The organism is Streptomyces sp. NPDC002032 (genome assembly GCF_042890765.1).
Classification (GTDB): Bacteria; Actinomycetota; Actinomycetes; order Streptomycetales; family Streptomycetaceae; genus Streptomyces.
This window is the reverse complement of sequence record NZ_JBIASM010000017.1, coordinates 33,152-58,034: the sequence shown is the minus strand read 5'-3', so window position 1 is coordinate 58,034 and position 24,883 is coordinate 33,152. Positions and strand designations below refer to the sequence as shown.

At 72.4% G+C, this 24,883-nt stretch carries 21 protein-coding genes; 15 read left to right on the top strand and 6 right to left on the bottom strand.

Annotated features, from left to right (window positions below):
* Window positions 1-7 precede the first annotated feature (7 nt).
* From ACFYYT_RS29690 to ACFYYT_RS29650, 9 genes are all read left to right on the top strand, one after another.
* A complete protein-coding gene (locus tag ACFYYT_RS29690) occupies window positions 8-850 on the top strand; it encodes a class I SAM-dependent methyltransferase (RefSeq protein ID WP_351819704.1) in 843 nt (280 codons plus the stop codon).
* Window positions 850-1,026 carry a hypothetical protein gene (locus ACFYYT_RS29685; protein WP_351819707.1) on the top strand — a complete coding sequence of 59 codons (177 nt, stop codon included), beginning with the start codon at window positions 850-852 and terminating at the stop codon, window positions 1,024-1,026. The genes ACFYYT_RS29690 and ACFYYT_RS29685 overlap by 1 nt, the downstream gene beginning before the upstream one ends.
* Entirely contained in the window at window positions 1,023-2,864 is a 1,842-nt protein-coding gene (locus ACFYYT_RS29680; RefSeq protein WP_351819710.1) for an ABC transporter ATP-binding protein, read from the top strand. The genes ACFYYT_RS29685 and ACFYYT_RS29680 overlap by 4 nt, the downstream gene beginning before the upstream one ends.
* A complete protein-coding gene (locus ACFYYT_RS29675) occupies window positions 2,861-4,324 on the top strand; it encodes an NAD(P)/FAD-dependent oxidoreductase (protein WP_351819713.1) in 1,464 nt (487 codons plus the stop codon). The genes ACFYYT_RS29680 and ACFYYT_RS29675 overlap by 4 nt, the downstream gene beginning before the upstream one ends.
* A complete protein-coding gene (locus tag ACFYYT_RS29670) occupies window positions 4,321-5,151 on the top strand; it encodes a M23 family metallopeptidase (RefSeq protein WP_351819716.1) in 831 nt (276 codons plus the stop codon). The genes ACFYYT_RS29675 and ACFYYT_RS29670 overlap by 4 nt, the downstream gene beginning before the upstream one ends.
* A 762-nt stretch (window positions 5,152-5,913) precedes the next feature.
* A complete protein-coding gene (locus tag ACFYYT_RS29665) occupies window positions 5,914-6,132 on the top strand; it encodes a hypothetical protein (RefSeq protein ID WP_351819719.1) in 219 nt (72 codons plus the stop codon).
* A gap of 159 nt (window positions 6,133-6,291) precedes the next feature.
* Window positions 6,292-7,098, top strand: a complete 807-nt coding sequence (locus ACFYYT_RS29660) for an HlyD family efflux transporter periplasmic adaptor subunit (protein WP_351819722.1) — start codon at window positions 6,292-6,294, stop codon at window positions 7,096-7,098.
* On the top strand, window positions 7,095-9,335 hold the full coding sequence (locus ACFYYT_RS29655; protein ID WP_388609861.1) for an NHLP family bacteriocin export ABC transporter peptidase/permease/ATPase subunit: 2,241 nt from the start codon (window positions 7,095-7,097) through the stop codon (window positions 9,333-9,335). Before ACFYYT_RS29660 ends, ACFYYT_RS29655 begins: the two co-directional genes overlap by 4 nt.
* Window positions 9,336-12,269, top strand: coding sequence for an NHLP bacteriocin export ABC transporter permease/ATPase subunit (locus ACFYYT_RS29650; RefSeq protein WP_351819725.1), 2,934 nt, complete (start codon window positions 9,336-9,338; stop codon window positions 12,267-12,269).
* A 122-nt stretch (window positions 12,270-12,391) separates the two neighbouring features.
* Here the strand turns inward: ACFYYT_RS29650 and ACFYYT_RS29645 are convergent, their stop codons facing one another.
* The 3 genes from ACFYYT_RS29645 to ACFYYT_RS29635 all read right to left on the bottom strand — a co-directional run bounded on the left by ACFYYT_RS29645 (window position 12,392) and on the right by ACFYYT_RS29635 (window position 14,895).
* Complete coding sequence (locus ACFYYT_RS29645; RefSeq protein ID WP_351819728.1) at window positions 12,392-12,922, bottom strand: DoxX family protein; 531 nt, start codon at window positions 12,920-12,922, stop codon at window positions 12,392-12,394.
* Window positions 12,923-13,006: 84 nt separating this feature from the next.
* Window positions 13,007-14,329 (bottom strand): aldehyde dehydrogenase family protein, encoded by a 1,323-nt coding sequence (locus ACFYYT_RS29640; RefSeq protein WP_351819731.1) that lies wholly within the window; start codon window positions 14,327-14,329, stop codon window positions 13,007-13,009.
* 80 nt (window positions 14,330-14,409) lie between these two features.
* Entirely contained in the window at window positions 14,410-14,895 is a 486-nt protein-coding gene (locus tag ACFYYT_RS29635) for a MarR family winged helix-turn-helix transcriptional regulator (protein ID WP_351819734.1), read from the bottom strand.
* A gap of 128 nt (window positions 14,896-15,023) precedes the next feature.
* Between ACFYYT_RS29635 and ACFYYT_RS29630 the strand changes: the two genes are divergently transcribed.
* Together ACFYYT_RS29630 and ACFYYT_RS29625 are read left to right on the top strand one after the other, a co-directional pair.
* A complete protein-coding gene (locus tag ACFYYT_RS29630) occupies window positions 15,024-16,067 on the top strand; it encodes a hypothetical protein (RefSeq protein WP_351819737.1) in 1,044 nt (347 codons plus the stop codon).
* Window positions 16,068-16,221: 154 nt separating this feature from the next.
* Window positions 16,222-16,566 (top strand): peptidase inhibitor family I36 protein, encoded by a 345-nt coding sequence (locus ACFYYT_RS29625; RefSeq protein ID WP_351819740.1) that lies wholly within the window; start codon window positions 16,222-16,224, stop codon window positions 16,564-16,566.
* A 327-nt stretch (window positions 16,567-16,893) separates the two neighbouring features.
* On the opposite strand, the gene ACFYYT_RS29620 is transcribed toward ACFYYT_RS29625, so the two are convergent.
* The gene (locus tag ACFYYT_RS29620; RefSeq protein ID WP_351819742.1) at window positions 16,894-17,403 is read right to left on the bottom strand and encodes a M4 family metallopeptidase; all 510 of its coding nucleotides are present in this window, start codon (window positions 17,401-17,403) and stop codon (window positions 16,894-16,896) included.
* A gap of 111 nt (window positions 17,404-17,514) precedes the next feature.
* Here ACFYYT_RS29620 and ACFYYT_RS29615 point away from each other — a divergent pair, with 111 nt between their 5' ends.
* Window positions 17,515-18,936 carry a S53 family peptidase gene (locus ACFYYT_RS29615; RefSeq protein ID WP_351819744.1) on the top strand — a complete coding sequence of 474 codons (1,422 nt, stop codon included), beginning with the start codon at window positions 17,515-17,517 and terminating at the stop codon, window positions 18,934-18,936.
* A gap of 577 nt (window positions 18,937-19,513) precedes the next feature.
* On the opposite strand, the gene ACFYYT_RS29610 is transcribed toward ACFYYT_RS29615, so the two are convergent.
* Window positions 19,514-21,085 (bottom strand): alpha/beta hydrolase, encoded by a 1,572-nt coding sequence (locus ACFYYT_RS29610; protein WP_351819746.1) that lies wholly within the window; start codon window positions 21,083-21,085, stop codon window positions 19,514-19,516.
* A 528-nt stretch (window positions 21,086-21,613) separates the two neighbouring features.
* Here ACFYYT_RS29610 and ACFYYT_RS29605 point away from each other — a divergent pair.
* From ACFYYT_RS29605 to ACFYYT_RS29595, 3 genes are all read left to right on the top strand, one after another.
* Window positions 21,614-22,894: a glutathione-independent formaldehyde dehydrogenase gene (locus ACFYYT_RS29605; protein WP_351819749.1), complete on the top strand. Its 1,281-nt coding sequence runs from the start codon at window positions 21,614-21,616 to the stop codon at window positions 22,892-22,894.
* Window positions 22,895-23,346: 452 nt separating this feature from the next.
* A complete protein-coding gene (locus ACFYYT_RS29600; protein ID WP_351819751.1) occupies window positions 23,347-23,913 on the top strand; it encodes an SMI1/KNR4 family protein in 567 nt (188 codons plus the stop codon).
* A gap of 267 nt (window positions 23,914-24,180) precedes the next feature.
* Window positions 24,181-24,408 (top strand): hypothetical protein, encoded by a 228-nt coding sequence (locus tag ACFYYT_RS29595; RefSeq protein ID WP_351819754.1) that lies wholly within the window; start codon window positions 24,181-24,183, stop codon window positions 24,406-24,408.
* A 144-nt stretch (window positions 24,409-24,552) separates the two neighbouring features.
* On the opposite strand, the gene ACFYYT_RS29590 is transcribed toward ACFYYT_RS29595, so the two are convergent.
* The gene (locus tag ACFYYT_RS29590; RefSeq protein ID WP_329612477.1) at window positions 24,553-24,828 is read right to left on the bottom strand and encodes a hypothetical protein; all 276 of its coding nucleotides are present in this window, start codon (window positions 24,826-24,828) and stop codon (window positions 24,553-24,555) included.
* Window positions 24,829-24,883: the final 55 nt, after the last annotated feature.

The window sequence follows — 24,883 nt, the reverse complement described above, 5'->3', positions numbered from 1 at the left end:
CCCGCACATGGCCGGCACCACCCACGACACGGTCGAACACACCGCGGCCGACGGCCCCACCGCCGACGGCACGACGGCCGACGACACCGCGGTCCGGGACATCGGATACGGAACGCAGTTCTCGTCCTGGTACGACCGCGTCTTCCCCAAGGACGCGAACGCCGAGGCGGTCGCCACCGCCCTGGCCTCGCTGCACCCCGCCCCCGGCTCCGGCACCCTCGAACTCGGGGTCGGCACGGGCCGGATCGCCGTCCCCCTCTCACGGCGCTCCGGCCCGGTCAGAGGCGTCGACTCCTCGCCCGAGATGCTGGCCCTGCTGGCCGCGGAACCGGGTGCGGAGCTGGTCACCGGTGTCCTCGGGGACGTACGCACGTACACCGACGAGCGGCGGTACGGGCTGGTGTACGCCGTGTGCGGGATCCTCTCCATGCTCCTCACCCCCGAGGACCAGCAGGCCATGGTCCACCGGGCGGCCGCCCTGCTGGCGCCCGGCGGGCGCCTGGTGATCGAGACCGGCAACCGGCCCGCGGTCGAGGCGATGCACGAGGGACGCTCGCGCACGACCCTCTTCACGCCCTACCCCGAGCCGGGCACCGGCCTGCAGACCCATTCCACGCTGCCGCCCGGCTCCGAGCTGTGGCAGTGCTCGCACGTCTGGTACGAGTCCGACGGCACCACCCGCGTCGGCACCGAGCTGTCCCGGCTGACCACCCCCGACGAGACCGACGCGTACGCACGGGCCGCCGGGCTGGTCCCGGAGGGCCGGTACGCGGACTGGGACCTCTCGCCGTACTCGGAACGGTATCCGCTGTTCCTCACCACCTACGTACTCCCGGAGAAGGAGCAGTGATGAACACGACGCGCACCCTCTGGTTCCTCTTCTCGTTCGCCGTGGCCGTACCCGTGATGGCGGTGATGTTCCGCGAGGACGGGCAGTTCACCAGCCAGTCATGGGTCAAGGGCCTGATCATCGGCACGGCCGTGGCCGTGGTCGCGGCCATCGCGGCGGGCAGGACACGGCCGTGAACATCGGCGCGCTCGTCCGCCGGCACCGCCTGCTGCTGGGCGCCGGGGTCCTGCTGGGCCTCGGCGGCACCGCCGCCACCCTGCTCCAGCCGCTGCTGATCGGCGACCTGATCGAAGCGGTCGCCCTGGACCGCTCCATGACCTGGCCGATCCTGCTGATCGCCGGGCTGTTCCTGCTCGACGCGGTGTTTGCCGCGGCGCACTTCTACCTGATCGGGCGGGCCGGCGAGAACATCGTCCTGGACATGCGCACCACCCTGACGGGCCGTCTGCTGCACTCCCGGATCAGGGCCTTCAACCAGCTGGAACACGGAGACGTGTTCACCCGTACCGTCGCGGACACCTCCCTGGCGCGGGTCGCGCTGTCCTCCTCCGTCTCGCAGCTCATCACCTCCGCGCTGAGCACCATCGGCTGCGTCGCCGTCATGGCCTGGATCGACTGGCGGCTGCTGCTGGTGACGGCGGGCTGCCTGGGCGCGGCCTCGGCGGTCGCGCTGGGCCTGGCCCGGGCCGTACGCACGGCCGCGGTGGTCAACCGTACGGACACCAGTGCCTTCGGGTCCGGGCTGTTGCGGGTCCTGGGCGCGCTCACCACGGTGAAGGCATCCCGGGCGGAGCGGCGCGAGGCCCGGCACATCGGGGAACTCGCCGACGCCGCCCGGGTCAGCGGGATCCGGGTCACCCGGCTGTCCGCGCTGCTCATGCCGGCGATGAACGTCGGCACCCAGGTCTCACTGGCGGTGGTGATCGCCTGGGGCATGGCCCGCACGGCGACCGGTGCGCTGCCGATCGAGGACCTCACGGCCTTCATCATGTACCTCTTCTACCTGGTCAGCCCGTTGGTGATGCTGTTCCTGTCGCTGGGCGAGCTCCAGCAGGGACGGGCGGCCATCGACCGCGTCAAGGAGCTCGCGGAGATCGAGACCGAGACGGACGGCGCGTACGGGGACGGGTACGGGGACGCGTACGCAGACGGCCCCACGGCCCCGCCCCGGGACGCGGCCACGGCCCCGGCCGGGGTCACCACAGGGGCCGGGACCGCCGCAGGGGCCGCCACCTCAGGGGCCGTCACCGCAGGTGCTCCGGAGCCGCCCGCCGTCGAGTTCGCGGACGTCGTCTTCGCGCACGCGGGAGCGGAGGCCCCCACCCTCGACGGGATCTCCTTCGCCCTGCCCCGCACCGGGGTCACGGCCGTCGTCGGCCCCTCCGGGGCCGGCAAGACCACCCTGTTCCAGCTCATCGAGCGCTTCCACACCCCCGACCGCGGCAGCATCCGCCTCGCCGGCACCGACACCGCCGCCCTGCCGCTGGACGAACTGCGCTCCCGGATCGGTCTGGTCGAGCAGGAAGCCCCGCTGATGCGCGGCACCGTCCGGGAGAACCTCACCTACGCGCAGCCCGACGCCGGCGACGCGGAGATAGCCGAGGCCGTCTCGGCCGCCCACCTCACCGAGGTCATCGCCGCACTGCCGGCGGGCCTGGACACCCGGCTCGGCGAGGCCGGCACCGGTCTCTCCGGCGGCCAGCGCCAGCGCCTGGCCATCGCCCGTGCCCTGCTGACCCGGCCCGACGTGCTGCTCCTCGACGAGGCCACCTCGCACCTGGACTCCGATTCCGAGGAGGCCCTGCGCCGGGCCATCGCCGACATCGGCACCCGCTGCCAGGTGCTCACCATCGCGCACCGGCTCACCACCACCATCGACGCCGACCGGATCCTGGTCATCGAGGACGGCAGACTGCGCGCGCACGGCTCGCACGCCGACCTGATGGACCGGGACGCGACCTACCGCCGGCTGGCCGGACGCCAGCTGGCTCCGGCCGCGGGCGCCGCGTCATGAGCGCCGGGGCCGACGCGGCCGTCGTCGGGACCGGCCCCAACGGGCTCGCCGCGGCCGTCACCCTGGCCCGGGCGGGGCTCCGCGTGGTCCTGTACGAGCAGGCGGAGAGCATCGGCGGCGGCCTGCGCACCGAAGCGCTCTTCGACAGCGACGTCCGGCACGACATCTGCTCCGCCGTCCACCCGATGGCCGCCGCCTCCCCCTTCTTCCGGGCCTTCGACCTGCCGGGCCGCGGAGTGCCGCTGCTCCAGCCGGAGATGCCGTACGCGCACCCGCTGGGCGGCGGCCGGGCGGTGGCGGCCTGGCGCTCCCTCGCCCGGACCGCGGCGGGGCTCGGCGCCGACGGGCCGCGCTGGTCCCGCCTGATGGGGCCCCTGGTGCAGCGGTCCGAGGCCGTCGTCGAACTGCTCCTGTCCGACCTGCGCAGTCTCCCGTCCGATCCGGTCGCGGCCCTGCGGCTGGCGACGCGGGTGCTGGCGCACGCGCTGCCGCGCGGTCCGCTGCGCACTCCCGGGGCGCGGGCGCTGCTCACCGGGGTGGCGGCGCACGCGGTCGGGCCCCTGCCCTCGCTCCCCGCGGCAGCGGTGGCGATGCTCCTCGGGCACACCGCGCACAGCACGGGCTGGCCCCTGCCCGAGGGCGGCAGCGGCCGGATCGCGGCGGCGCTGGCCGAGGACATCACCGCGCACGGCGGCGAGTTCCGCACCGGCCACCGCGTACGGGACCTGGCCGAGCTGGGCGACGTACCCCTGGTCCTGCTGGACGTGGGGCCGCGGGGCTTCCTGGCCCTGGCCGGGGACCGGCTGCCGTCCGGCTACCGGCGAGCCTTGGCCCGCTACCGGTACGGGCCCGGCGCGGCGAAGGCCGACTTCCTGGTCGACGGGCCCATCCCGTGGGCCGACCCCCTCTCGGGGCGGGCCGGGACGGTGCACCTGGGCGGAGACGCGGCCGCCATCGCCCGCCAGGAGCGGGCGGTGGCCGGCGGGAACCCGGGCAGCGCCCCGTTCGTCCTCGTGGTGGACCCGGCGGTGACCGACCCTTCGCGGGAGGTCCGCGGCCGGCGCCCGGTCTGGGCGTACGCGCACGTGCCCAACGGCGACACCCGTGACCCGGTGGACCTCGTACGGCGGCGCATCGAGGAGTACGCGCCCGGCTTCGGCGACACGGTGATCGCCGCGCGGGGCCGGTCGGCGGCCGCCTTCGAGGCGTACAACCCGAACTACGTCGGCGGGGACATCGCGGCGGGCGCCCTCACGCTCCGCCAGTCGCTGGCCCGCCCCACCCCGCGCCTCGACCCGTACGCCACCCCGCTGGCCGGGGTGTACCTGTGCTCGGCGGCCACGCCCCCGGGGCCCTCGGTACACGGCATGTGCGGGCACCTGGCGGCGCTGGCCGCACTCCGCCGCCACCACGGCATGCGCAAGGCCCCCGCACTCTCCCTCTCCCCGGAGCCCGCATGATCGTCTGGAAGCGGCACGGCCTGGTCTTCGGCGCGGGCACCCTGTGCGTCCTGCTGAACAACGGCGGGGTGAACCGGTTGTGGACCCTCGGCGTGGTCCTGCTGGCCGTCGGCGGTGCGATGCGCTGGTCCCTGACCCGCCGGCAGCGCCCCCGCGGCGAGCGCCCGCCGGTGGCGCTGCGGGTCCCGGTCGAGGGCCGCTGGGTGGCCCTCAACGGACCGGCGACCAAGGTGCCCAGCCACACCCACAGCCACGCCCAGACCTACGCCATCGACCTCAAGTACGCGGGCGACGCCCCGGAGCCGCCGCCCTTCCGCAACCTCTGGCCGCCCGGCCGGCGCCCGGAGCGGCACCCGTCCTTCGGCCGTCCGGTCCTGGCCCCCGCGGACGGCGTGGTCGTCGCCACGGCGTCCCGCATGCGGGACCACCTCTCCCGCTGGTCGCTGCCCGCCTTCGCGTTCATGTACCCGGAGGGCTTCGTGCGGGGCCTGGGCTGGCCGTGCCACGTCTGGGGCAACTACGTCCTGCTGGACGTGGGCGACGGCGTGGTGGCGGGCTTCGCGCACCTGCGCCGGGGCTCCCTCCGGGTCGCCGTGGGCGACCGCGTACGGGCGGGGGACCACCTGGCCGACTGCGGCAACTCGGGGAACTCCTCCGAACCGCACCTGCACTTCCAGCTGATGGACGGCCCCGACCCGGCCACCGCCCGGGGCATCCCCTTCACCTGGACCTACCGCCACGACGACGGCACCCGCCACACGGGCGTCCCGCCCGACACCACCTTCTTCACCGCCGCCCCGACCCCCTCCGAACCGGCGCCCAGATGACCATGTAGACGCACTCCCACGCGGCCCGCTACAGAAGATCAGCATCACACCGAAGGCACCCGGCGAGCCCATCGCTGCCGGGCCGGACCCCGAACCGGCCCTCCGCGCACCGCACTTGCGGACCGGGAGGACCGTCGATCGGTGGCGCTGAGCAGGCCACCGCCTCCGGCGCCGGGACGCGAGATCACCGAGCGGACCCAGCCCGCACCGGGTCCGCCGCCCGCCCGCCCGCCCGCTGCCTGCCCGCCCGCTGCCCGCCCCGCGCGGCCCGCCGCGACGAGCGCGGACGCCCACCGCTGTACGCCGCCGCCCTGAGCCGCTCCGGCGTGTGCGGTGGGTGACGCTCCCGTCGCGCACGATGGTCGCGACGAAATCTCCATACGGTGAGAGTGGAGTGCATGCCTCCTCTTGCGTCCATGGGTGATTTGTCGGAAAAGGGCGAAGCGATTCATACCTCTATGGTCCCTATGCAACCAGACGGGCTCACCGCGCGCAGATGTGTTACTCGATCTTGTGAGGGGCCTGTGATGATCCACCGGACGAATGGAAAATCCTTCCGGCCCCGCTTCCGCTCCGCCCGTCCGCGCACGTCAACACGGTTCGCGCCGTCACCCGTTGGCGTGCTTACATCGGCGCACCGCAGCGGTTTCGGAAACGGCGTCACACGTCGACCGAGGCCCTCGCGCAGGTGGTCGGACCGCCTTGGCGCGGTCTGCCCATGCCCCAACACCACCACCTCAGACGAACGAAGGGTGCGCTCCCATGCGTAACGACATCGAGACCCGCGAGATCGCCGACGCCGAACTGGACGCCGTTTCCGGCGGTATCGCCCTCGGCGGCGGCCTCCTCGGCGGTGTGACCGGCGACGTGCAGAACGTGCTGGGCGCCGTGACCTCCCTGGAGACCGTCCACGGCGCGCTGGCCCTGCCCGGCCAGGTCGAGGGCATCGTCGGCGTCCGTGCGGGCGTCGCCGGTCTCTGAGCGGCCGGTCAGGCTTGGCCAGTGAACCCCGGAACGCGTCCGTTCCGGGGTTCACCCCGTCTGGCGAAGCGTCACGCAGGTAACCGCAGACGGGCGGTCATAGGCAGCCGCAGGCAGTCATAGGGCGTCCTACGGCGTCGAGGAGGGAGTCCGCGTCCCGTGCAGTTCCGTCACAAGGCGCTCTCGAAGATGCAATCGCCCGAGGAGCTCGATCTCCCCGTGCGTTTCGCCCGCCCCCAGGGCCGGCTCGTCCTGGCGGTCACCGTCGTCGTCATGGTGGCCGCCGCCACCTGGGCCTTCGCCGGATCCGTGTCCTCCAGGCTGAGCGCACCCGGCATCCTCTCGCCCGCCGAAGGCGGGTACCTCCTGCAGAGCCCCTACGCCGGACAGGTCACCGCCGTCCACGCCAAGGAGGGCCAGCTGCTGGCGCCCGGCGCGCCGCTGCTCCAGGTCAGTACCGAGCAAGGGGAGCGGACCGTACGCGCGGTGGCCGGCGGACGCGTCACCGCCCTGGTCGCCAGGGTCGGGGCGGTCGTCACGACCGGCGCCGACGTGGCGACCCTGGAACGCGTCAAGCACCCCGACGACCCGCTGGTGGCGGTGTTGTACGTACCGGCCGCGAGCGGCGCGGCCGTCCCCGTCGGCGCTCCGGTCGACCTCACCGTCCAGTCCGTGCCGCAGCAGCGCTACGGAGTGCTCCGCGGCCGCGTCAAGGACGTCGGCCGTACGCCCCAGACCGCGGCGCAGATCGGCGGATTCCTCGGCGACGGCCGGCTCGCCGCACGGTTCACCCGGCAGGGCGACCCCGTCCAGGTCCTCGTACAGCTCGATCGCACCCCACGGACCAGGTCCGGCTACCGCTGGTCCTCCGCCGAGGGCCCCCCGTACACCCTCGACTCCACGACACCGGTCACCGGCGCCGTCCTCCTCTCCGCGCAGCGCCCCGTCGATTGGCTGTTCCCGTGACCACTCCCACGGCCACTCCCGCCGGCCACCGCTCCTCCCGCCGCAAGCCCGCACGCGCCTGCGCACCCGCCCTCAAGGGCCGTACGCCCCGCCCCGTACGCACCCCCACCATCCTCCAGATGGAGGCCGTGGAGTGCGGCGCCGCCGCCCTCGCCATGGTGCTCGGCCACCACGGCCGCTTCGTCCCCCTGGAGGAACTGCGCATCGCCTGCGGGGTCTCCCGCGACGGCTCCCGCGCCGCCAACCTCCTGCGGGCCGCCCGGGGTTACGGGCTCCAGGCCAAGGGCATGCAGATGGACCTCGCCGCGCTCGCCCGGGTACGGCCGGCGGCGATCCTCTTCTGGGAGTTCAACCACTACGTCGTCTACGACGGCATGGGCCGCCGCCTCGGCCGCCGCGGCGTGTACGTCAACGACCCCGCCACGGGCCGCCGGTTCGTACCGATGGACGAGTTCGACACCAGCTTCACCGGCGTCGTGCTCACCTTCGAACCCGGTACCGGCTTCCATCGCTCCGGCCGCAAGCCCGGCGTCCTGCGCGCCCTGCCCGCCCGGCTGCGCGGCACGTCCGCGTCGATGCTCGCCGCGGTGCTCTGCAGCCTCCTGCTGGTGGCCGTCGGCGCGACGGTGCCCGCGCTGAGCCGCACGTACATCGACATGTTCCTGATCGGGGAGCAGACCTCCCTGCTCGGCGTCCTGTTCGCGTCGATGGCGGTGGCCCTGGTCCTCACGGCCGTCCTCACCTCGCTCCAGCAGGCCAACCTGCTGCGCGGACGCATCATCTCCTCCACCCTCGGCAGCGCCCGCTTCCTGCGCCACCTGCTGAGGCTGCCGGTCACCTTCTTCTCCCAACGCAACCCCGCCGACCTCGTCCAGCGCCTCCAGTCCAACGACGCCGTCGCCGAAACCCTCGCCCGGGACCTGACCGCCGCGGGGGTGGACGCGGTGGTGGTCGTCCTCTACGCCGTGCTGCTGTGGACCTACGATCCCGGTCTCACCCTCGTCGGCGTGGCGATGGCGCTGCTCAACGTGGTCGCCCTGCGCATCGTGATCCGGCTGCGGGCCACCGGCACCCAGAAGTTGCGCGCGGAGAACGCCCGCCTCACCAACACTTCGTACAGCGGCCTCCAGCTCATAGAGACGATGAAGGCCACCGGCGGCGAGAACGGCTACTTCCGACGCTGGGCGGCCCAGCACACCGTCACCCTCGACGTACAGCAGCGGCTCGGCGTACCCAGCGCCTGGCTGGCGATCGTCGCACCCACCCTCGCCGCGCTCAACAGCGCCCTGATCCTGATGATCGGCGGCCTGCGCGCGGTCGAGGGGCACCTTTCGGTCGGCCTGCTCGTCGCCTTCCAGGCCCTGGTGACCAGCTTCACCGCCCCCATCACCCGGCTGGGCGGCGTCGCCGGGCGGATCCAGGACTTCGCGGCCGACGTGGCCCGCCTCAAGGACGTGGAGAACTTCCCCGTCGACCCGCTGTACTCGCGCCGCGAACCCCCCGCCGCGACCCGCCGCCTCAAGGGCCATGTGGAGCTGGAGCACGTCACCTTCGGCTACAACCCGTTGGATGCCCCCCTGCTCAAGGGCTTCTCCCTCACGGTCGGCCCCGGCCGGCAGGTCGCGCTCGTCGGCGGCTCCGGCAGCGGCAAGTCCACCGTCTCGCGCCTGATGTCCGGCCTCCACACCCCCTGGGAGGGGGCCATCCGCATCGACGGGATGCGGCTGGCGGACATCCCGCGCGGGGCGCTCGCGGCCTCCGTCTCCTTCGTGGACCAGGACGTCTTCCTCTTCGAGGGAACCGTCCGCGACAACGTCGCCCTGTGGGACCCCTCCCTGCCCGACGAGGCCGTCATCGCCGCGCTCCGCGACGCCGCCGTGTACGACGTGGTCGCCCGCCGCGCCGGCGGCATCCACAGCCGCGTGGAGCAGGACGGCCGCAACTTCTCCGGGGGCCAGCGCCAGCGCCTGGAGATCGCCCGCGCCCTGGTGCGCCGCCCCAGCGTCCTGGTCCTGGACGAGGTGACCAGCGCCCTGGACGCGGCGACCGAGCGGCTCGTGATGGAAGGCCTGCGCCGTCGCGGCTGCGCCTGCGTGGTCATCGCCCACCGGCTGAGCACGGTGCGCGACAGCGACGAGATCGTCGTACTGGACCGGGGAACGGTCGTCGAACGCGGGCGGCACGAGGAGCTGCTCGCCCGGCAGGGCGCGTACGCCGCCCTGGTCAAGGAGCACTGAGTGACCACCACCTGGCAGCCGCGGGCGCAGTCCGTACCCGACCCCGTCGTGGCCGCCCTCGCCGCGGCCGGCACCCCGGTCGACTGCACCGGCCTGCGCAGCCTCTCCCTGGAGGGCCCGCTCGTGCTGTGGCTCGTCGAGGGCGGGGCGCTGGACCTGTTCGCCGTCGACGCCGCGCTGGAAGGGCACTGGCACTTCCTGGGCCGGCTGGAGGAGGGATCGCTGCTGCTGGGCCCGGCCGACGGCTGCGCGCACACGCTGGTCGGCAGGCCCGTGCAGGGCTGCCGGATCCGGCGCATCGAGCTGCGCGAACTCCTGCGCCCCGAGCACCCGGGCGCGGGGACCGAGGGGACCCCGCATGGCGGATGGGGCTGGTACGCCGACCAGAGCGAGTACGGATACGGGCAAGGGGCCGGATACGGGCACGGGGCCGGATACGGGTCCGGGCACGGCCTCCCCGGCCCCCGGCTGAGCCCCCTCGAAGAGGCGTTCGCCCTCGGCGTCGGCCGCGGGCTGCGCGTGCTCTACCAGGCACCCCTGGAGAGCCGGACCACCACCGGCCCCGGCCGCGACGACGACGTGCTGTGGATGCAGGTCAGCCCGGGCAGCGTGCAGTACGGGGCGGCGTACGAGGGCCACGGCATGGCCGGCGCACTCCTCCTCGACGGAGCGATGTGGCAGGGCATGGTCGACCAGCAGTACCGGCTGCTGTACGCCCTGGACCGGTGGATCGAGCAGCTGGAGCAAGCCCACGAAGACCGTACGGCCGCCGGCATCGAGGCCGGTGAGGCGGCCCGCACCCAGGCGGACCGCACCCTGCTCGCCTCCATCGGGCGCACCGGCCGGGGTGCCCGCCCCCACCGGCCCGCGAGCGATGACGCGACCCTCGCCGTATGCCGCCTGGTCGCCCGCGACGCCGGCCTCACCCTGTCGGAACCGGCCGCCACGGCTCCCGCCTCCGAGGGGACGGACCCCCTCGAACGCATCGCGCTCGCCTCCCGGATCCGCACCCGGCCGGTCAGGCTCGCCGACCGCTGGTGGCGGGATGACAGCGGGCCCCTGGTCGGCCGCCGCGCCAAGGACCGGGCCCCGGTCGCGCTGCTGTGGCGGCGCGGCGGATACACGGCCGTCGACCCCGCCACCGGGACCCGCGAACGCGTGGACCGGGCCCGGGCCGCCGCCTTCGAACCCGGCGCCGTGATGCTGTGCCGCCCGCTGCCCCACGGCGAGCCGAGCCTGCCCGCGCTCATTCGCTTCAGCCTCCGCGGTACCGGCCGGGACCTGCGCAGCCTCGTCCTGGGCGGCCTTGTCGCGGTGCTGCTGGGGGCTCTCGTCCCCCTGGCCACCGGCCGGATACTCGGCACGTACGTGCCCAGGGGCGAAGGCGGCCTCATCGTGCAGAGCGCCCTCGCGCTCATCGCGACGAGCACCGTGTCGGCCGCGTTCATGCTGCTCCAGAACATCAGCGTGCTGCGCATCGAGGGCCGTATCGAAGCCACCCTGCAGCCCGCCGTGTGGGACCGGCTGCTGAGGCTGCCCGTGACCTTCTTCGCGGGCCGCTCCACCGGCGAACTGGCCGGCGCCGCCCTCGGGATCAGCTCCATCCGCCGGGCCGTGTCCGGGATCGGCGCGGTGTCCGTGCAGGCGTCCGCGGTCGCCGCGATGAACCTCGTCCTGCTGCTCGTCTACAGCGTGCCGCTGGCCTTGGCGGCGCTGGCGATGCTGCTCGTTGTCGCGGCCGTCTTCCTGGGCCTGGGCCTGTGGCAACTGCGCTACCAGCGGAGGCTGGTCAAACTCGGCAACAAACTGGGCAACCAGGCGTTCCAGACCCTGCGCGGCCTGCCCAAGCTACGCGTGGCCGCCGCCGAGAGCTTCGCCTACGCCGCCTGGGCGCGGGAGTTCGCCAGGACCCGCGAACTGCAGCAGCGTATCGGCCGCATCAAGAACGCCGTCACCGTCCTCAACGCGGTCTGCCTGCCGCTGTGTTCGCTCGTGATGTTCGTGCTGCTGGCCGGCCCGGCCCGCGGCAGCATGTCCGCGAGCGACTTCCTCACCTTCAGCACCGCCGTGACGATGATGCTGTCGGCGGTGACGCAGCTGACCGGCGCGCTCCTGTCGGCCGCCGCCGTGCAGCCGATGTTCGAGGAGGTCAAGCCCATCCTGGAGGCGGCCCCCGAGGTGCGCGGCTCCGGCATTCGGCCGGGCACGCTCGGCGGCGCCGTCGAGGCGAAGAACCTGTCCTACCGGTACGCCGACGAGGGCCCGCTCGTCCTGGACGACGTCTCGCTCCAGGTGCGCCCGGGGGAGTTCGTCGCGATCGTCGGGGCCAGTGGCTGCGGCAAGTCGACCCTGTTGCGCCTGCTCATCGGCTTCGACGCGCCCGCCTCCGGCAGCGTGCTCTACGACGGCCAGGACCTCGCGGCGCTCGACCAGGCGGCCGTGCGCCGCCAGTGCGGTGTCGTCCTGCAGAACGCCCAGCCCCTGTCCGGCTCGATCCTCGACTGCATCGGCGGCGCCGAGACGTGCACGCCGGAGGAGGCGTGGGAGGCGGCCGCGCGGGCGGGCCTGGCCGAGGACATCAAGGCGATGCCGATGGGCCTGCACACGGTGCTCTCGGACGGCGGCGGCACCGTCTCCGGCGGCCAGCGCCAGCGGCTCATGATCGCCCAGGCTCTCCTGCGCAAACCTCGCGTCCTCTTCCTGGACGAGGCCACCAGCGCGCTGGACAACGCGGCCCAGCGGGTGGTCATCGAGTCCACCCGCGCGGAGCGCTGCACCCGTGTCGTGATCGCCCATCGGCTGTCCACGATCATGGACGCCGACCGGGTGATCGTGATGTCGGAAGGGCGGATCGCCCAGCAGGGCGCACCCGCTGAACTCCTCGCCGACACGGACGGCCCCTTCCACGACCTGGTACGCCGCCAGGTCGGCTGAACCGCCCGGGCCCGTCACCCTGGCCCTGCCCCGGGACCGTCACGTCCGTCCCCGCGCCACAAGTCCGGCATGTCCAGCAGCGAGCCCCGCGCCCGCCCGGCCCTGCGGTCGTCTGCCCGGGATCAGCGGGAACCGCGCGCCGTGGCCCTGAGCCGGGCGGCCGTACCCGCCGCAGCCGCCTCGACGGGGCGGCGGGCGGCGCGCACCGGATGCCGGTGGTCGAGCGCGTGCCGGGACCGGTAGGCGAGGGAGGGCTTGCCGTGGGTGTCGGCGGCGGCGATGAGCAGCCCTCCCAGCACGGAGAGGTCCGTGAGGAAATCGGCGCGCCGGCGGGCCCGCTCCTCCGGGTCCTCCACCGTCCAGAAGGCGTGCCCGGTGAGGGTGGTCGGCACCAGGGTGGCGGCCAGCGTGAGCGCGGCCAGGCGCGGGGCGCGCCCCGTCGCGAACAGCAGGCCCGCTCCGGCCTGGACCGCGCTGTTGACGCGTACCAGCTTCAGCGGGTCCGCGGCCAGCGCCGGAACGCGTTTCCCGAGCGCCCGCACGACGGGCTGGGCGAGTTCCGCCGCGGCCTCGGGGCGGCGCAGGGCCCGCAGTCCGCCGGTGACGAACGGGGCGGCCAGCATGGGGCGGGCGAGCTTTCGAAGAACAGCCATGCCGACGCTCATGCCCCGGCTCGGACCGTCCATCCGGCCGGAGCGCTTCCGCTGCGGCCCCCGTCCCGGTGGAGCGCCCCGCCGTCAGTTCAGGGGCTTGTCCAGAACGGCCTTGCGGTGGCTGAAGGTGTCCAGGGAGTAACGGCCGTGGTAGCTGCCCATGCCGCTTTCCCCCACCCCGCCGAAGGGCAGGTCGGACACCGTGAGGTGGGCCACGGGGAGGTTGAACGTCAGGCCGCCCGAGGAGGTCTCCCGGGTCAGGCGCTCGCGCGTGGTGTCCGACTCGGTGAAGGCGTACAGCGCCAGCGGCTTGTCCCGGTCGCGGATGAAGGCGATGGCCTCGTCCAGTCCGGCCACCTCGACCACGGGCAGGACCGGCCCGAAGATCTCCTCGCGCATGACGGGGGAGTCGGGGGCCACCCCGGCCAGGACGGTCGGGGCGATGTAGCGGTCGGCGCGGTCGTGGACGCCGCCGGTCACGGTGCGCCCGGAGCCGAGCAGGCCCGTCAGCCGGTCGAAGTGCCGCTCGTTGACGATCCGGCCGTAGTCCGGGGAGGTCGCGGGGTCCTCGCCGTACAGCCCGCGCACGGCCTCGGTGAGGGACCTCTCCAGTTCCCTGGCGGTTTCGGGGTCGGTCAGCACGTAGTCGGGGGCGACGCACGTCTGGCCGGCGTTCATGAACTTGGTGGCCGCCAGCCGGGCCGCCACGACGCCCAGGTCCGTGCCGCGGTCGACGAAGGCGGGCGATTTGCCGCCGAGTTCGAGCGTGACCGGCGTGAGGTTCTCGGCGGCGGCCCGCATGACGACCCGGCCGACCCGGCCGTTGCCCGTGTAGAAGATGTGGTCGAACCGCTGCGCGAGCAGGTCGGTGGTCTCGGCCACCGCGCCCTCGACGACGGCCACCGCGTCGCGGTCCAGGTAGCGCGGCAGGAGAGCGGCGACGGCGCGCGAGGTGGCCGGCGCCAGTTCACTGGGCTTGGCCACGACACAGTTGCCCGCCGCCAGCGCGCCCACGACCGGGGCGAGCAGCAACTGGAGGGGGTAGTTCCAGGGGGCGATGACGAGGACCACGCCGAGCGGGTCCTGCACGGTGTGCGCGACGGCGGGGCTCAGCCGCTCGGGCACCGGGGCCGGCTGCGGCCGCAGCCAGTCGGCCAGGTGCTCCAGGGTGTGGTCGATCTCCCGCACGGTGAAGTCGATCTCGGTGCGATAGGCCTCGGCCCGGCTCTTGCCCAGGTCGGCGTGGAGCGCGGCGGCCAGTTCGTCACCCCGCTCGGTCAGCAGCGTCCGCAGGGCTCCGAGCTGGCCGGTGCGCCAGGCCAGGGGCTTCGTACGGCCGGTGTCGAAGGCGGCGCGCAGCCGGGCGACGACGTCCGCGGGCTTTTCGGAGGGCTGGTCCGACGACATGCGTATCTCCTGGGGGTCGCGAGTATTGATGTATATAGCAACTAATCGCCGGGCGGTATTCCCGGCGGGCGCTCGGGGCGCTATGGGTGCTCGGGGTGCGCCGGCGGCTCGGGGTGCTCGTTGTAGCGCAGCAGGTAGCCGGCGAAGCGGTCGAGGTCGTCGGGATGCCAGTCCGCGAGCCGCTCGTCGAACATCGCCCGCCGCTCCCTGGTCGTCCTCGCCAGGGTCGCGGCGCCCGCGGGGGAAAGCTCCAGTACGTGCACCCGGTGGTCGCCCGGGTCGGCGCGCCGCACCACCAGCCCCGCCCGCTCCAGCGCCGCGACCTGGCGGCTGACCGTCGACCTGTCCAGCGCGTAGTGGGCGGCGAGGTCGCAGGCCCGGCAGCCGGGGCGCTCCTCGAGATGGCTGAGCAGGGTGAACGACACCAGGGAGAGCTCGGGGTGCATCCGCGCGGCCGCGGAGCGGGCCCGCCGGGCGAAGGCGGTCATCTCGCGCTGAATGGTCTCGACGGCCGCTGTCCGGCGCTCCTGTCCGGCCCGGGTGCCGTCCGACGTGTCCGTACTCATGGCGCGACTCCTCTCGATGTAGTTGTATAGTACAACTGAAAAAGCAGTTGTATATACCAACTATGTCCGCCGGGGACGCCGGGGCCCGCCCCGCAGCCCCACCGGGCGGACACCGGAGGTCCTGTCGCATGTCCGGTCGCACATCCGCACCCCACCACGCCGCGAGCTCCCCGCTCCGCCACGTACTCACCCACCTCCTGACCCCGCTGCTGATGTGCCTCGGCATGGGCCTCGCGTACATGGGCGCCTTCGTCCACCCCGAGCCCCACCACCTGCCGGTCGCCGTCGTCGGCGAGGGGCCCGCGGCCGCGGCCTTCGCCCAGAAGGTCGAGGACGGCGCCGGCCGCGCCCTCGACGTACGCACGCTCGCCCATCGCGCCGATGCCGTGAACGAGCTCAAGGGCCGCCGGATTGCGGGCGCCTACGTGCCGAGCGACACGGCGCCCGAGCTGATCGTCGCGACCGCCGCCTCCGATACGAGCGCCACCGTGACGGAAAAGATCTTCACTCCGGTCGCCGCCCGACAGGGCCTGCCGCTCAAGGTGACCGACGTCGTCGGCACCGTCCACGACGACCCGACCGGCCAGGGGCTGTTCTTCCTGCTCGTCGCTGTCAGCATCGGCTCCTACGCCTCGGTGGCGGTCCTCGGCGGTGCGGGCGCCGCGCTGCGCATGCGCGGCCGCGCCCTGCTCGTCGTGGGCGTCTCGGGCGTCGTCGCCGCGATCGGCGCCCTGCTGGCCGGCCCGGTGTTCCACCTCGTCCACCACGGCCTGGCCGGAGTCTGGGGCCTGAGCTGGCTCTACTCCGCGGGCATCCTCTTCGTCGGAGTCGGACTGCACACGTTCCTGAAGCGCTGGACGACCCTGGCCATGATGGTGCTCTTCGTGATGCTCAACTTCACCAGCTCGGGCGGGCTGTTCCGGCCCGAGCTGCAGAACGGATTCTTCGGCTCCCTGCACGCCTTCTGGAACGGCGCGGGGTACATCGACGGCCTGCGCGGCATCCTCTACTTCGGCAACGACGCCCTCGCCCGCCAGATGGTCACCCTGGCCGCCTGGCTGCTCCTCGGCCTGGCACTCACCGCAGCGGCCGGCCTCACCGAACGCCGCCGTGCCGCCGAGCAGCTCCCCGCTGCGGCGGAGGAGGAGATGGAGGAAGCGGTCGCCGTCTGAGAAGCGACGCCGGGCACGACCGCTGGGGGCCGCATATGTGAAGATCCCCATTATTTCGGCGGGACATGTGCAGATATCCCCATTGCCCCACACCGTCCGTCCTGCGGAAGGACGATGAGGGGATCGGCACGACCCGGTTCGGCGAGGAGGACAGATGAGGACACGTCACCTGCGCACCCTGCTGGTTCTCGGCGCGGCGGCACTGACCACGCTCGGCACCACGACGCCCGCCCAGGCGCTGCCCGCGTGCGCGAGCAACGCGATCTGCCTGTGGAGGTTCCAGGACGGGACCGGCGACATCTACGTCTGGCGGGGCGGCTACGTGGACCTGCCCGCCAAGTTCGTCGACCACGTCTACTCTTTCCGGGCCAACAGGACCGGCGCGTTCATCGACTGGGCCAAGGGCAAGGAGTGCCACGCGGTCCGCAAGGGCGACTACGGCAGCAACTACGGCTCCCGTTTCGGCTCCAAGATGGACGCGGTAGGCGACAACTGCTAGTGCCGCGACGGCGCCAACGTCGCCTGACGCGGCCCTAGCTCGCCCCCGAAGTCCCGGGCCCGCCCGGTGGGGCGACACCGTACGCCGATGCCGCCCGGCCGGTCACCGGCGCCGAGTGCGAGCGGGACGAGGCCGCAGCATGCGCCCGACCGGGCCCCTCCCGGCGGAGGAGGCGCGACCATGGACGCCGGCCCCCGAGCCGCCACTGGAGCCGCCGGGGTGACGGGCCCGGCCCCGGAGCCGGCCCCGTGAGCGGACACGGGACCCGGTGACGCGGCGGAGCAACGCGAAGGTGCCCGGAGCCGTCGGGGCTCCGGGCACCTCATGTCAGGTGTGGGTGATCTTCACACCGACCTTGAGGGCGCTCGGCGCGTTGCCGGTGATTCCGCTGACGGCGACCGACGAGGTGACCGCGGCGCCGGGGGCGTTCGCAACGGCCACCCGGGTCGTGCTCTCGAAGACCTTCCCCGGGGTGGTGCCGCCGTCGGAGCGGGCGCCCACGTTGACGCCGGCCCAGGCGTCGGTGACGTTCTTGACCTCGGCGCTGCCGGCGCCGTACAGCTCGGTCGCCGCGGCGATCGTGCCGGCGCGGCACCCGCGTAGTCCGTGCTGGAGTTGAACTTGGTGGTGAGCGCCGAGCCCGTCGGAGGTCGGCGAGTTGTAGTTCACGCCGTTGATCACCTTGCCGCCGGAGCCCTCGGAGGCCAGGTAGAACCAGTGGTTGGCCGGGCCCGAGGAGTAGTGGACGTCGAGGTTGCCGACGCCGGAGTACCACGCGTCCGCGGAGCCGCCGTCCTTGCTCGGCTTGTTCCTGGTACTCGGCGTCGTCTTGCGCATTCAGGTAAAACGTTCGGCATCAAGCGTCAAACAGCCTTGTTCTGTGCATGACTTGACAGGTCTGATCGCGGAAGCCGCTTCGTGCGGCGCCACCCCCCAAGGGAGTCCGCAATGTCTTCAGCCCGTCGTACCTGGCCGCGCGCCGCGGCCACCACGGCCGCAGCCGCCGGCCTCGCGCTCACCGCCGTGGCGGCCGCCGCCCCGGTGACCGCGTCCGGGACCGTCACCGGGACCGTCACCGGGACCGCCTCCGCCCGCACCTCCGCGGTGCCGCGCACCGCGGCCCGTCCCGCCGTCGCCGGACACCAGTTGGTTCGCGCCGTGGGAAGCCCGCTCTCCACCGAGGAGTGCCGGACCAAGTGGAAGATCGCGTGTTACACCCCGCTGCAGTACCGCCAGGCGTACGAGCTGAACCCGCTGTACAAGGCGGGCATCACCGGCAAGGGCCGCACGATCGTCATCGTGGACTCCTTCGGCTCGCCGACCGTCCAGCACGATCTGGACGTCTACAGCAAGCAGTTCGGCATACCCAGCAGCAAGGTGCAGGTCGTCAAGTGGGGCAACGTCCCGAAGTGGGACCCGAAGAACGCCGACATGCTGGGCTGGGCCGGCGAGACGACGCTTGACGTGGAAATGGCACACGCGGTGGCGCCGGACGCGAAGATCGTCCTGGTGGAGACCGCGGTCGCGGAGACGGAAGGCGTCACCGGCCTGCCGGAGATGATGGACGCCGAGAAGTACCTGATCGACCACGGCATCGGCGACGTGATCACGCAGAGCTTCGGCGCGACCGAGAACACCTTCCCCGGCTTCGACAAGGGTGACTTCTCCAGCATCCGCAAGCTGCGCTACGCCTTCGAGGACGCCGCCCGCAACCACGTCACGGTGCTCGCCTCGTCCGGCGACGGGGGCGCCACCGACAACACGGCCGACGGCAGCGGCTACTACCACGAGCGCGTCAACTCCTGGCCCTCCTCCGACCCGCTGGTGACCTCCATCGGCGGCACCCAGCTGCACCTGGACGACGCGGGCAGGCGGACCGCCCCCGAGAGCGTCTACAACGACAACGGCGCGGGCGGCGGCGGCCAGTCCCACGTGTTCGCCCGCCCGGCCTTCCAGAACGGCGTCAAGGACGTCGTCGGTGAGCGGCGCGGCACCCCGGACATCTCGATGGCCGCGGCGGTCGACGGCGGCGCGTGGCTGTACTCCAGCTACGACCCGGCTGCCACGGGCTGGGACGTCTCGGGCGGCACCAGCGAGTCCAGCCCGCTGTTCTCCGGCATCGTGGCCTTGGCCGACCAGGCCGCGGGCAAGCGCCTGGGCGACATCCACGAGGCGCTGTACCGCCTGTACGGGCGCTCCGCGTACGACCGCACGACCGGCATCGTCGACGTCAACGACGGTACGAACAACAGCTACGCGGGTGTCACCGGCTACACCGCGGTGAACGGCTACGACATGGCCACCGGCGTGGGCACCCTGGACGCGGCCCGCTTCGTGACCGCCCTCGCCCGCGAGGGCCGTCGCGGCTGACGGCCTGCCACCGCCGGGCCCGGCCCGGCGGTGGCAGCCCGCCCGCTTCCCGACGTGCTCGGCCCGGTCGAGCACCGGCGGCCGTCAGCCCGGCCCGGTTGCGCCGAGGAGGCGCGCGGCGATCACCGGGATCAGGGCCGGCCCCGGCGACCACAGCCACACCTCCGCCTCACCGGCCCTCTTCCGCCACGGCCGGCAGCCGCTCCGCCACCTCGTCCGCGAGCCCCTCGAACTCCACCCGCAGGAACGGCCCGGCGGGTCTGGCGAGCCCTGCGCTTCGCGGGATCCGAGGCGGTGGACGAGGCCGGTGGTCCGCCCGCGGAAACGCGAGGTGTGTGCCGGCGCCCCCTGCACCCGTTGTGCCGGCGCGCGGGGAGCGTCGGTCCGGTGCAGGCGGACCACGCGCTGACGGCCCTGGGCGGGATCGTCGCCCTGACCGCCGTCTGCCGTGCCCTGGTCGGCCGACACGGTGGGCCGCCGGATGTCCGTCTCCGAGCAAGTCGGTGTTCGCCAAGACCGCGACGGTCAACCGCGGAATGCTGCCGGCCCGCCCACTGGGAACGCGAACCGCAGACCACTACCCCGCCTGCTTGACACAGGTCTGGTCCCTCGCCGGCAGCTTGCCGGTGGCCAGGTACCGGTTGACATGGTCGTCCACGCACGCGTTGCCGTAGCGCCCGAAGAGGGCGTGCCGGTTGGCGCCCTCGAGGGTGACCAGCCTGGAGCTCGGCAGCTGCTCGTGCAGCTCGACGCTTCCCTTGTACGTCGTACGCGGGTCACCGGTGGCGGCGACGATCAGTGCGGGGACATCGCGCCGCACCCGGGTGGGCTCCTCGCGCGGCGAGTCCCAGAAGGCGCACGGGTTGATGTTGTTGGTCAGGGCGCCGAACAGCGGGTGCGCGATGCGGTTGCGCTCGATGTCCCGCCAGTAGAGCTCGGGATCGCGCGCGGCGGCCACGTCCCCGCAGAGGACGGCGGACTGCGCGCCGGTGGGCTCGCCCTCACCGCGCAGCACGTACCGGAGCTCCGGGACGAGCATCGGCGGCAGCGTCGTCGGCCGCCCCTCCGCGGCATTGGCCAGTACGGAAAGCAGCTCGCCGAACGACGCCCGCGCCGGGGCGGTGTCGTCCGCAATGCCCGAGAAGAGGAGGAGCGGCACCTGGCTGTCGTCGATCCGGAAGGCATCGGCGCCGACGCCGATGGTCAGCGGACCGCGCGCGGCCGCCGCGACGATGCGGTCGACGGCGGCGAGCACCTCGGCGCGGCTGCGGCCGAGGCCGTAGGTGTCGTGGTGCTCCGCGGCCCAGGCGGCCCAGTCGGAAAGCGCCTTCTCGTTCTCGCGCTCGGTGCCCTTCAGCAGCCGGGGGCGGTAGTCGCTCGGGTTGATCGCCCCGTCCAGCACCATCCGGTCGTGGCGGCCGGGGAACATCTGCGTGTAGACCGTGCCCAGGTAGGTGCCGTACGAGTAGCCCAGGAAGGAGATCTTCCGCTCGCCGAGCGTGCCGCGGATGACGTCCATGTCGCGGGCCGTGTTGCGGGTGGTGATGTGCGGGAGCACAGCGGCGTCCGTGGCCCGGCACTTGTCGGCCAGGCTCTTCTGCAGGGCGACCTGGCGGTCGAAGCCCGCCCGGCCGGTGCCGGCGGACAGCCAGGTCATGCCGACGGGCAGGCCGCAGTCCAGCGCTGTGCTGCGCCCGATGAAGCGCGGGTCGAAGCCGACGATGTCGTAGCGCGCGCCGACCTCCTTCATCGACGCCCGGGCCTGCGGCGGGGACTGGAGCGCGGGACCGCCGGGACCGCCGTTGTTGAGGAGGATCACGCCGATGCGGTGGCGGGTGTCGGTGGCCTTGAGCCGGGAGATCGCCACGGTGATCGTGCGCCCCCGGGGGTCGGCGTAATCCAGGGGCACGGTCACGTCGGCGCACTGCACGCCTGCCTGGTCCAGATCGCGGCCCGTGGTGTCGTCGGCGCCCTTGACGCAGCTGCCCCAGCCGAGGTGCTGGCGGTAGTACCGGTCCAGTCCGGCCCCGGAGCCGTCCCGGGCGGGGGTCTCGGCGGCCGCGGCCAGGACGGGGGAGGACGTGAGGCAGGCGGCGAGGGTGAGGCCCACGGCCAAGGAGCGGCGTGCGGCGGGGCCGACAGTGGTCACGGGGTCGCTTTGAGCATCGTCCGCTTCGTGTGATCGCATGCCCCGAGGCTAGGAACCCGCCCCCGTACGGCACATCACCCAAGGGCACGAGGACCCCGGTGCCGTCCACCTCCCGGCCCGGGACCTGCGTCCCGGACCGATCTCCCCCTCCGGGAGGAGATCCCGATGCTCCAAGAGCGGCGTCTTGCGGATCTGCCAGGACCTGGACGGTCAGCTCACCGCATTCCGCAGCCGCCCTTTCACCACGGCTCCACCTGGGCGTCTTCCCACCCTGCGCCCCGTCACCCCCACCGGCAACGCCGGCAGGGCCCGCCGAGCCGTCGGCCGCGTTCCGACGCGGCAGCAAGCCCCGGCGGGGCGTTGCCTGCCAAGAAGGGTGACGGGCCAGGGTGAGGGTAGACGGACAGGAGAAACGCCAGACTCCGCGGAGGCGGATGTCACCACGTGATAGATCCACCTCCGCGCCGCCGCCCAGCAAGGCGCCGCCCCGCCGTGGAGTACGGCCGCCGGCCGCCGGTAGGGAAGATCATGAAAGCGGCAGTGTACGAAGGACCCCGGACGGTGACGGTCAAGGACGTCCCGGACGCGAAGATCGAGCATCCTTGCGACGTCCTGGTGAAGATCACGACCACCAACATCTGCGGCTCGGACCTGCACATGTACGAGGGGCGGACCTCCTTCGAGACGGGCCGGACCCTCGGCCACGAGAACCTCGGCCAGGTCGTCGAGGTGGGCGGGGCCGTCAGCAAGGTCAGGGTGGGCGACTGGGTCGTGCTGCCGTTCAACATCGCCTGCGGCTTCTGCAAGCAGTGCGAGCAGGGACTCACCAACTACTGCCTGACCATGCAGCCCAAGCCGGACATGGCCGGGGCCGCGTACGGCTTCGCCGAGATGGGCCCGTACCAGGGCGGTCAGGCAGAGCTGCTGCGGGTCCCTTACGGCGACTTCAACGCGCTGCGCCTGGGCGAGGACGCCGCGGAGCGGCAGCTGGACTACGTGATGCTGGCCGACATCTTCCCCACCGGCTATCACGCCACCGAAATGGCGGGGGTCAAGCCCGGCGACCAGACCATCGTCTACGGGGCCGGCCCGGTCGGCCTGATGGCCGCCTACTCGGCGATCCTGAAGGGCGCCGGCCGCGTATGGGTCGCCGACCACCAGCCCGATCGGCTCCGTCTGGCCGAGGAGATCGGCGCCATCGCCATCAACACGGCGGACCAGGACCCGGCTGAGGTCGTCAAGGAAGCCACCCTCGGCCTGGGCGCGGACAACGGCTGCGAATGCGTCGGCTACCAGGCACACGACCCCCAGGGCCAGGAGGACGCCGCCCTGACCATGAACGGACTCATCGACACGGTTCGGTTCACCGGTGGCATCGGCGTCGTCGGGGTCTTCCTGCCCGAGGACCCGGGCGGCGCCGAGGCCCAGGGCGAGCTCGAAGCCCAGGGGAAGGTGCCGCTGGATTTCGGGATGCTGTGGTTCAAGGGCCAGCGGATCGGTACCGGCCAGGCACCCGTGAAGCGCTACAACCGGGCCCTGCGCGACCTGATCGCCGGCGGGAAGGCCGCACCCGGCTTCGTCGTCTCCCACGAACTCGGCCTCGACGGAGCCGCTTCCGCCTACGAGCACTTCGACAACCGTGACGACGGCTGGACCAAGGTCGTCCTCCACCCCGACGCCGGCAATGGGAAGACGGATGGCTCCGCGCACCACACCACGGCGGACCTGCGCCGCGAAGCCCGGGCGAAGAGGGTTGAGGGCCGCTCCCACATGAACAAGCAGCAACTGGAAGAAGCCCTCGGGCACTGAGCAGGGGCAAGTACCCCGTCCCACCCGCTGATCTTCCTCAGTCCCACCGGGGAACATCTCTTGCATGCACAGGACAGGCGATGGGCGAGACAGCCCAAGAACCCCAAGGGGGTTCGACGGCTCCACCGAGCGACCCCGAGCGCGTTGGCGAAGCCAATCCGCCGGGAAGCCGTTGCCGTTCCCTCGAGCGATCCCGCGACGTTGCCGCGGCTGGCCCTGAGTCCGGCCGAGCGGGAAGAGCCTCGTGACCGGTACGAACTGGCCTTCCCGGGCAAAGAGGCCGGGGCAGACCTCGTAGAGGTCTCCCGTATCACTGCCTGTTTGCAATCCGGAGCTGCCCGAGCCCGGATGGCCTGACTCCCTTGGATGCCTTGCCTGTGGGGGGCGGTTCATCTGAGAGCGATTAGACCTGGCTGAACTGCTTGTCGGAGCGATCTGGCACTCTGCTCGCCATGATTGATGACGACTTCATCGGCACTCAGGCGCCGGTCCGCAGGATTCTTGATTCTGCCGAGGCGATCGCCACGTTGGAGGGCGCTGTTCCCGGGCTCGTAGATCACCGCAGGCCGGAGCCTGCGAGGCTTGACTGGAGCGTCATTGAGGACGGCCTTGGCGTCATCTTGCCTGCCGACTTCAAGTGCCTTGCCGAGCTGTATCCCGCTTTCGCGCTCGACGACTTCCTCCTCGTCTCCCTTCCCGACCCGGGCAGGGAGATCTACCGCTTTCGGGCCATGCGGGATGATCGGGACTGGTGGGACTCTGATGATGCCGCCGACCTGCGCCTTCCCTATCCGGCGCCCGGCGGCTTGCTGCCTTGGGGTGAGTCAGCCGAGGGCGACCGGTTCTTGTGGAGCTCCATCGAGCACAGCCCGCAGAAGTGGCGGGTCACCGTCGCGTCTCGGAACGGGGGCTGGTGGCACTACGAAGGCGGAGTCCTGCAGTTCCTGGCCGAGCTCTGTGACGGCACGCTGGAACCGTGGGCGCTGCCCCCGGTCAGGCCTGAGGTCACCGATTCCTGACTGCCTGGTCAGAGCTGGGGTGAGAACCGCTCGGGGGGCTTGCGTGTCTTGGTGATGCGGCGGGTCATGAGGGTGATGGCTGCCCAGGTGAACCGAACGGCCCAGCGAGGAGTACCGCGAGCTCACCACCACCGAGTGGAACGAGTTCCTGGCCCATTTTGAGCTCCGCAAGGTCGCCTTGGGGACCTGTGGCCGCGACTACGCGACCCCGTGCCAGCATGAAAATGCTGTGTCAGATGTCCCCTCCTCCTCGTGGAACCGGCCCAGATGCCACGTCTCCAGGAGATCCACGCCAACCTCGTCGACCGGCTCCAGGAAGCCCGGGAACACGGCTGGCTCGGCGAGGTCGCCGCCATCGAGACCACCATGGCCGCCGCCACACAGGAGCTGGAGGCCATGCGCGAGCGTGCGGCGCAACCGTCCACCGTCCATCTCGGCATGCCCGACATCCGCCGGGACGCCGGCCGGTTCACCGCGCGGCCTGACCTTGGCTGACGGCCGACCCCATCAGGCGTCTCGCACCTGCCCGGCCTAGTCGCCACCTCGGTGAGGCAGCCGGGCCTCGATGATCACGGCGATGCCGACAACGGCTTGGTCCCGTTGATAACGAGCGAAGCCAGACACGAACGACGACGAAGATCAAAAGGGAACCGATAGTCCGGCCTTGCGCAGCTGCAACAGTGCTGTGGACATGCACTGCTGCACAGTCCTACCGTCAGCACGCATGCCATGCTCCAAGGGACCCCCACTGGCGGCGAACGTCCACGCTGGCGCGCTTTCAGCCACTCTCTCGGCGTCCACTCTGATCATGGCGTTCACGCCCTGCTCACCCAGCCATTCCAGGATGAGGAGTGTCACGTCCTCAATGCCACCATCCTGGTCGATCTTTGGCCGGCGGCCCTGCTTCCCCGTCATTGTCGGGACTCTACCGAGGGGGTCGAAGCGGCCGTCATCCAGCCGTCGCGCGCAT

Bases quoted from the DNA above. Each gene is read 5' to 3' on its own strand.
- ACFYYT_RS29690 (WP_351819704.1), top strand. From the start codon at position 8: ATGGCCGGCACCACCCACGACACGGTCGAACACACCGCGGCCGACGGC.
- ACFYYT_RS29685 (WP_351819707.1), top strand. From the start codon at position 850: ATGAACACGACGCGCACCCTCTGGTTCCTCTTCTCGTTCGCCGTGGCC.
- ACFYYT_RS29675 (WP_351819713.1), top strand. From the start codon at position 2,861: ATGAGCGCCGGGGCCGACGCGGCCGTCGTCGGGACCGGCCCCAACGGG.
- ACFYYT_RS29670 (WP_351819716.1), top strand. From the start codon at position 4,321: ATGATCGTCTGGAAGCGGCACGGCCTGGTCTTCGGCGCGGGCACCCTG.
- ACFYYT_RS29665 (WP_351819719.1), top strand. From the start codon at position 5,914: ATGCGTAACGACATCGAGACCCGCGAGATCGCCGACGCCGAACTGGAC.
- ACFYYT_RS29645 (WP_351819728.1), bottom strand. From the start codon at position 12,922: ATGGCTGTTCTTCGAAAGCTCGCCCGCCCCATGCTGGCCGCCCCGTTC.
- ACFYYT_RS29640 (WP_351819731.1), bottom strand. From the start codon at position 14,329: ATGTCGTCGGACCAGCCCTCCGAAAAGCCCGCGGACGTCGTCGCCCGG.
- ACFYYT_RS29635 (WP_351819734.1), bottom strand. From the start codon at position 14,895: ATGAGTACGGACACGTCGGACGGCACCCGGGCCGGACAGGAGCGCCGG.
- ACFYYT_RS29630 (WP_351819737.1), top strand. From the start codon at position 15,024: ATGTCCGGTCGCACATCCGCACCCCACCACGCCGCGAGCTCCCCGCTC.
- ACFYYT_RS29625 (WP_351819740.1), top strand. From the start codon at position 16,222: ATGAGGACACGTCACCTGCGCACCCTGCTGGTTCTCGGCGCGGCGGCA.
- ACFYYT_RS29620 (WP_351819742.1), bottom strand. From the start codon at position 17,403: ATGCGCAAGACGACGCCGAGTACCAGGAACAAGCCGAGCAAGGACGGC.
- ACFYYT_RS29615 (WP_351819744.1), top strand. From the start codon at position 17,515: ATGTCTTCAGCCCGTCGTACCTGGCCGCGCGCCGCGGCCACCACGGCC.
- ACFYYT_RS29605 (WP_351819749.1), top strand. From the start codon at position 21,614: ATGAAAGCGGCAGTGTACGAAGGACCCCGGACGGTGACGGTCAAGGAC.
- ACFYYT_RS29600 (WP_351819751.1), top strand. From the start codon at position 23,347: ATGATTGATGACGACTTCATCGGCACTCAGGCGCCGGTCCGCAGGATT.
- ACFYYT_RS29595 (WP_351819754.1), top strand. From the start codon at position 24,181: ATGCCACGTCTCCAGGAGATCCACGCCAACCTCGTCGACCGGCTCCAG.
- ACFYYT_RS29590 (WP_329612477.1), bottom strand. From the start codon at position 24,828: ATGACGGGGAAGCAGGGCCGCCGGCCAAAGATCGACCAGGATGGTGGC.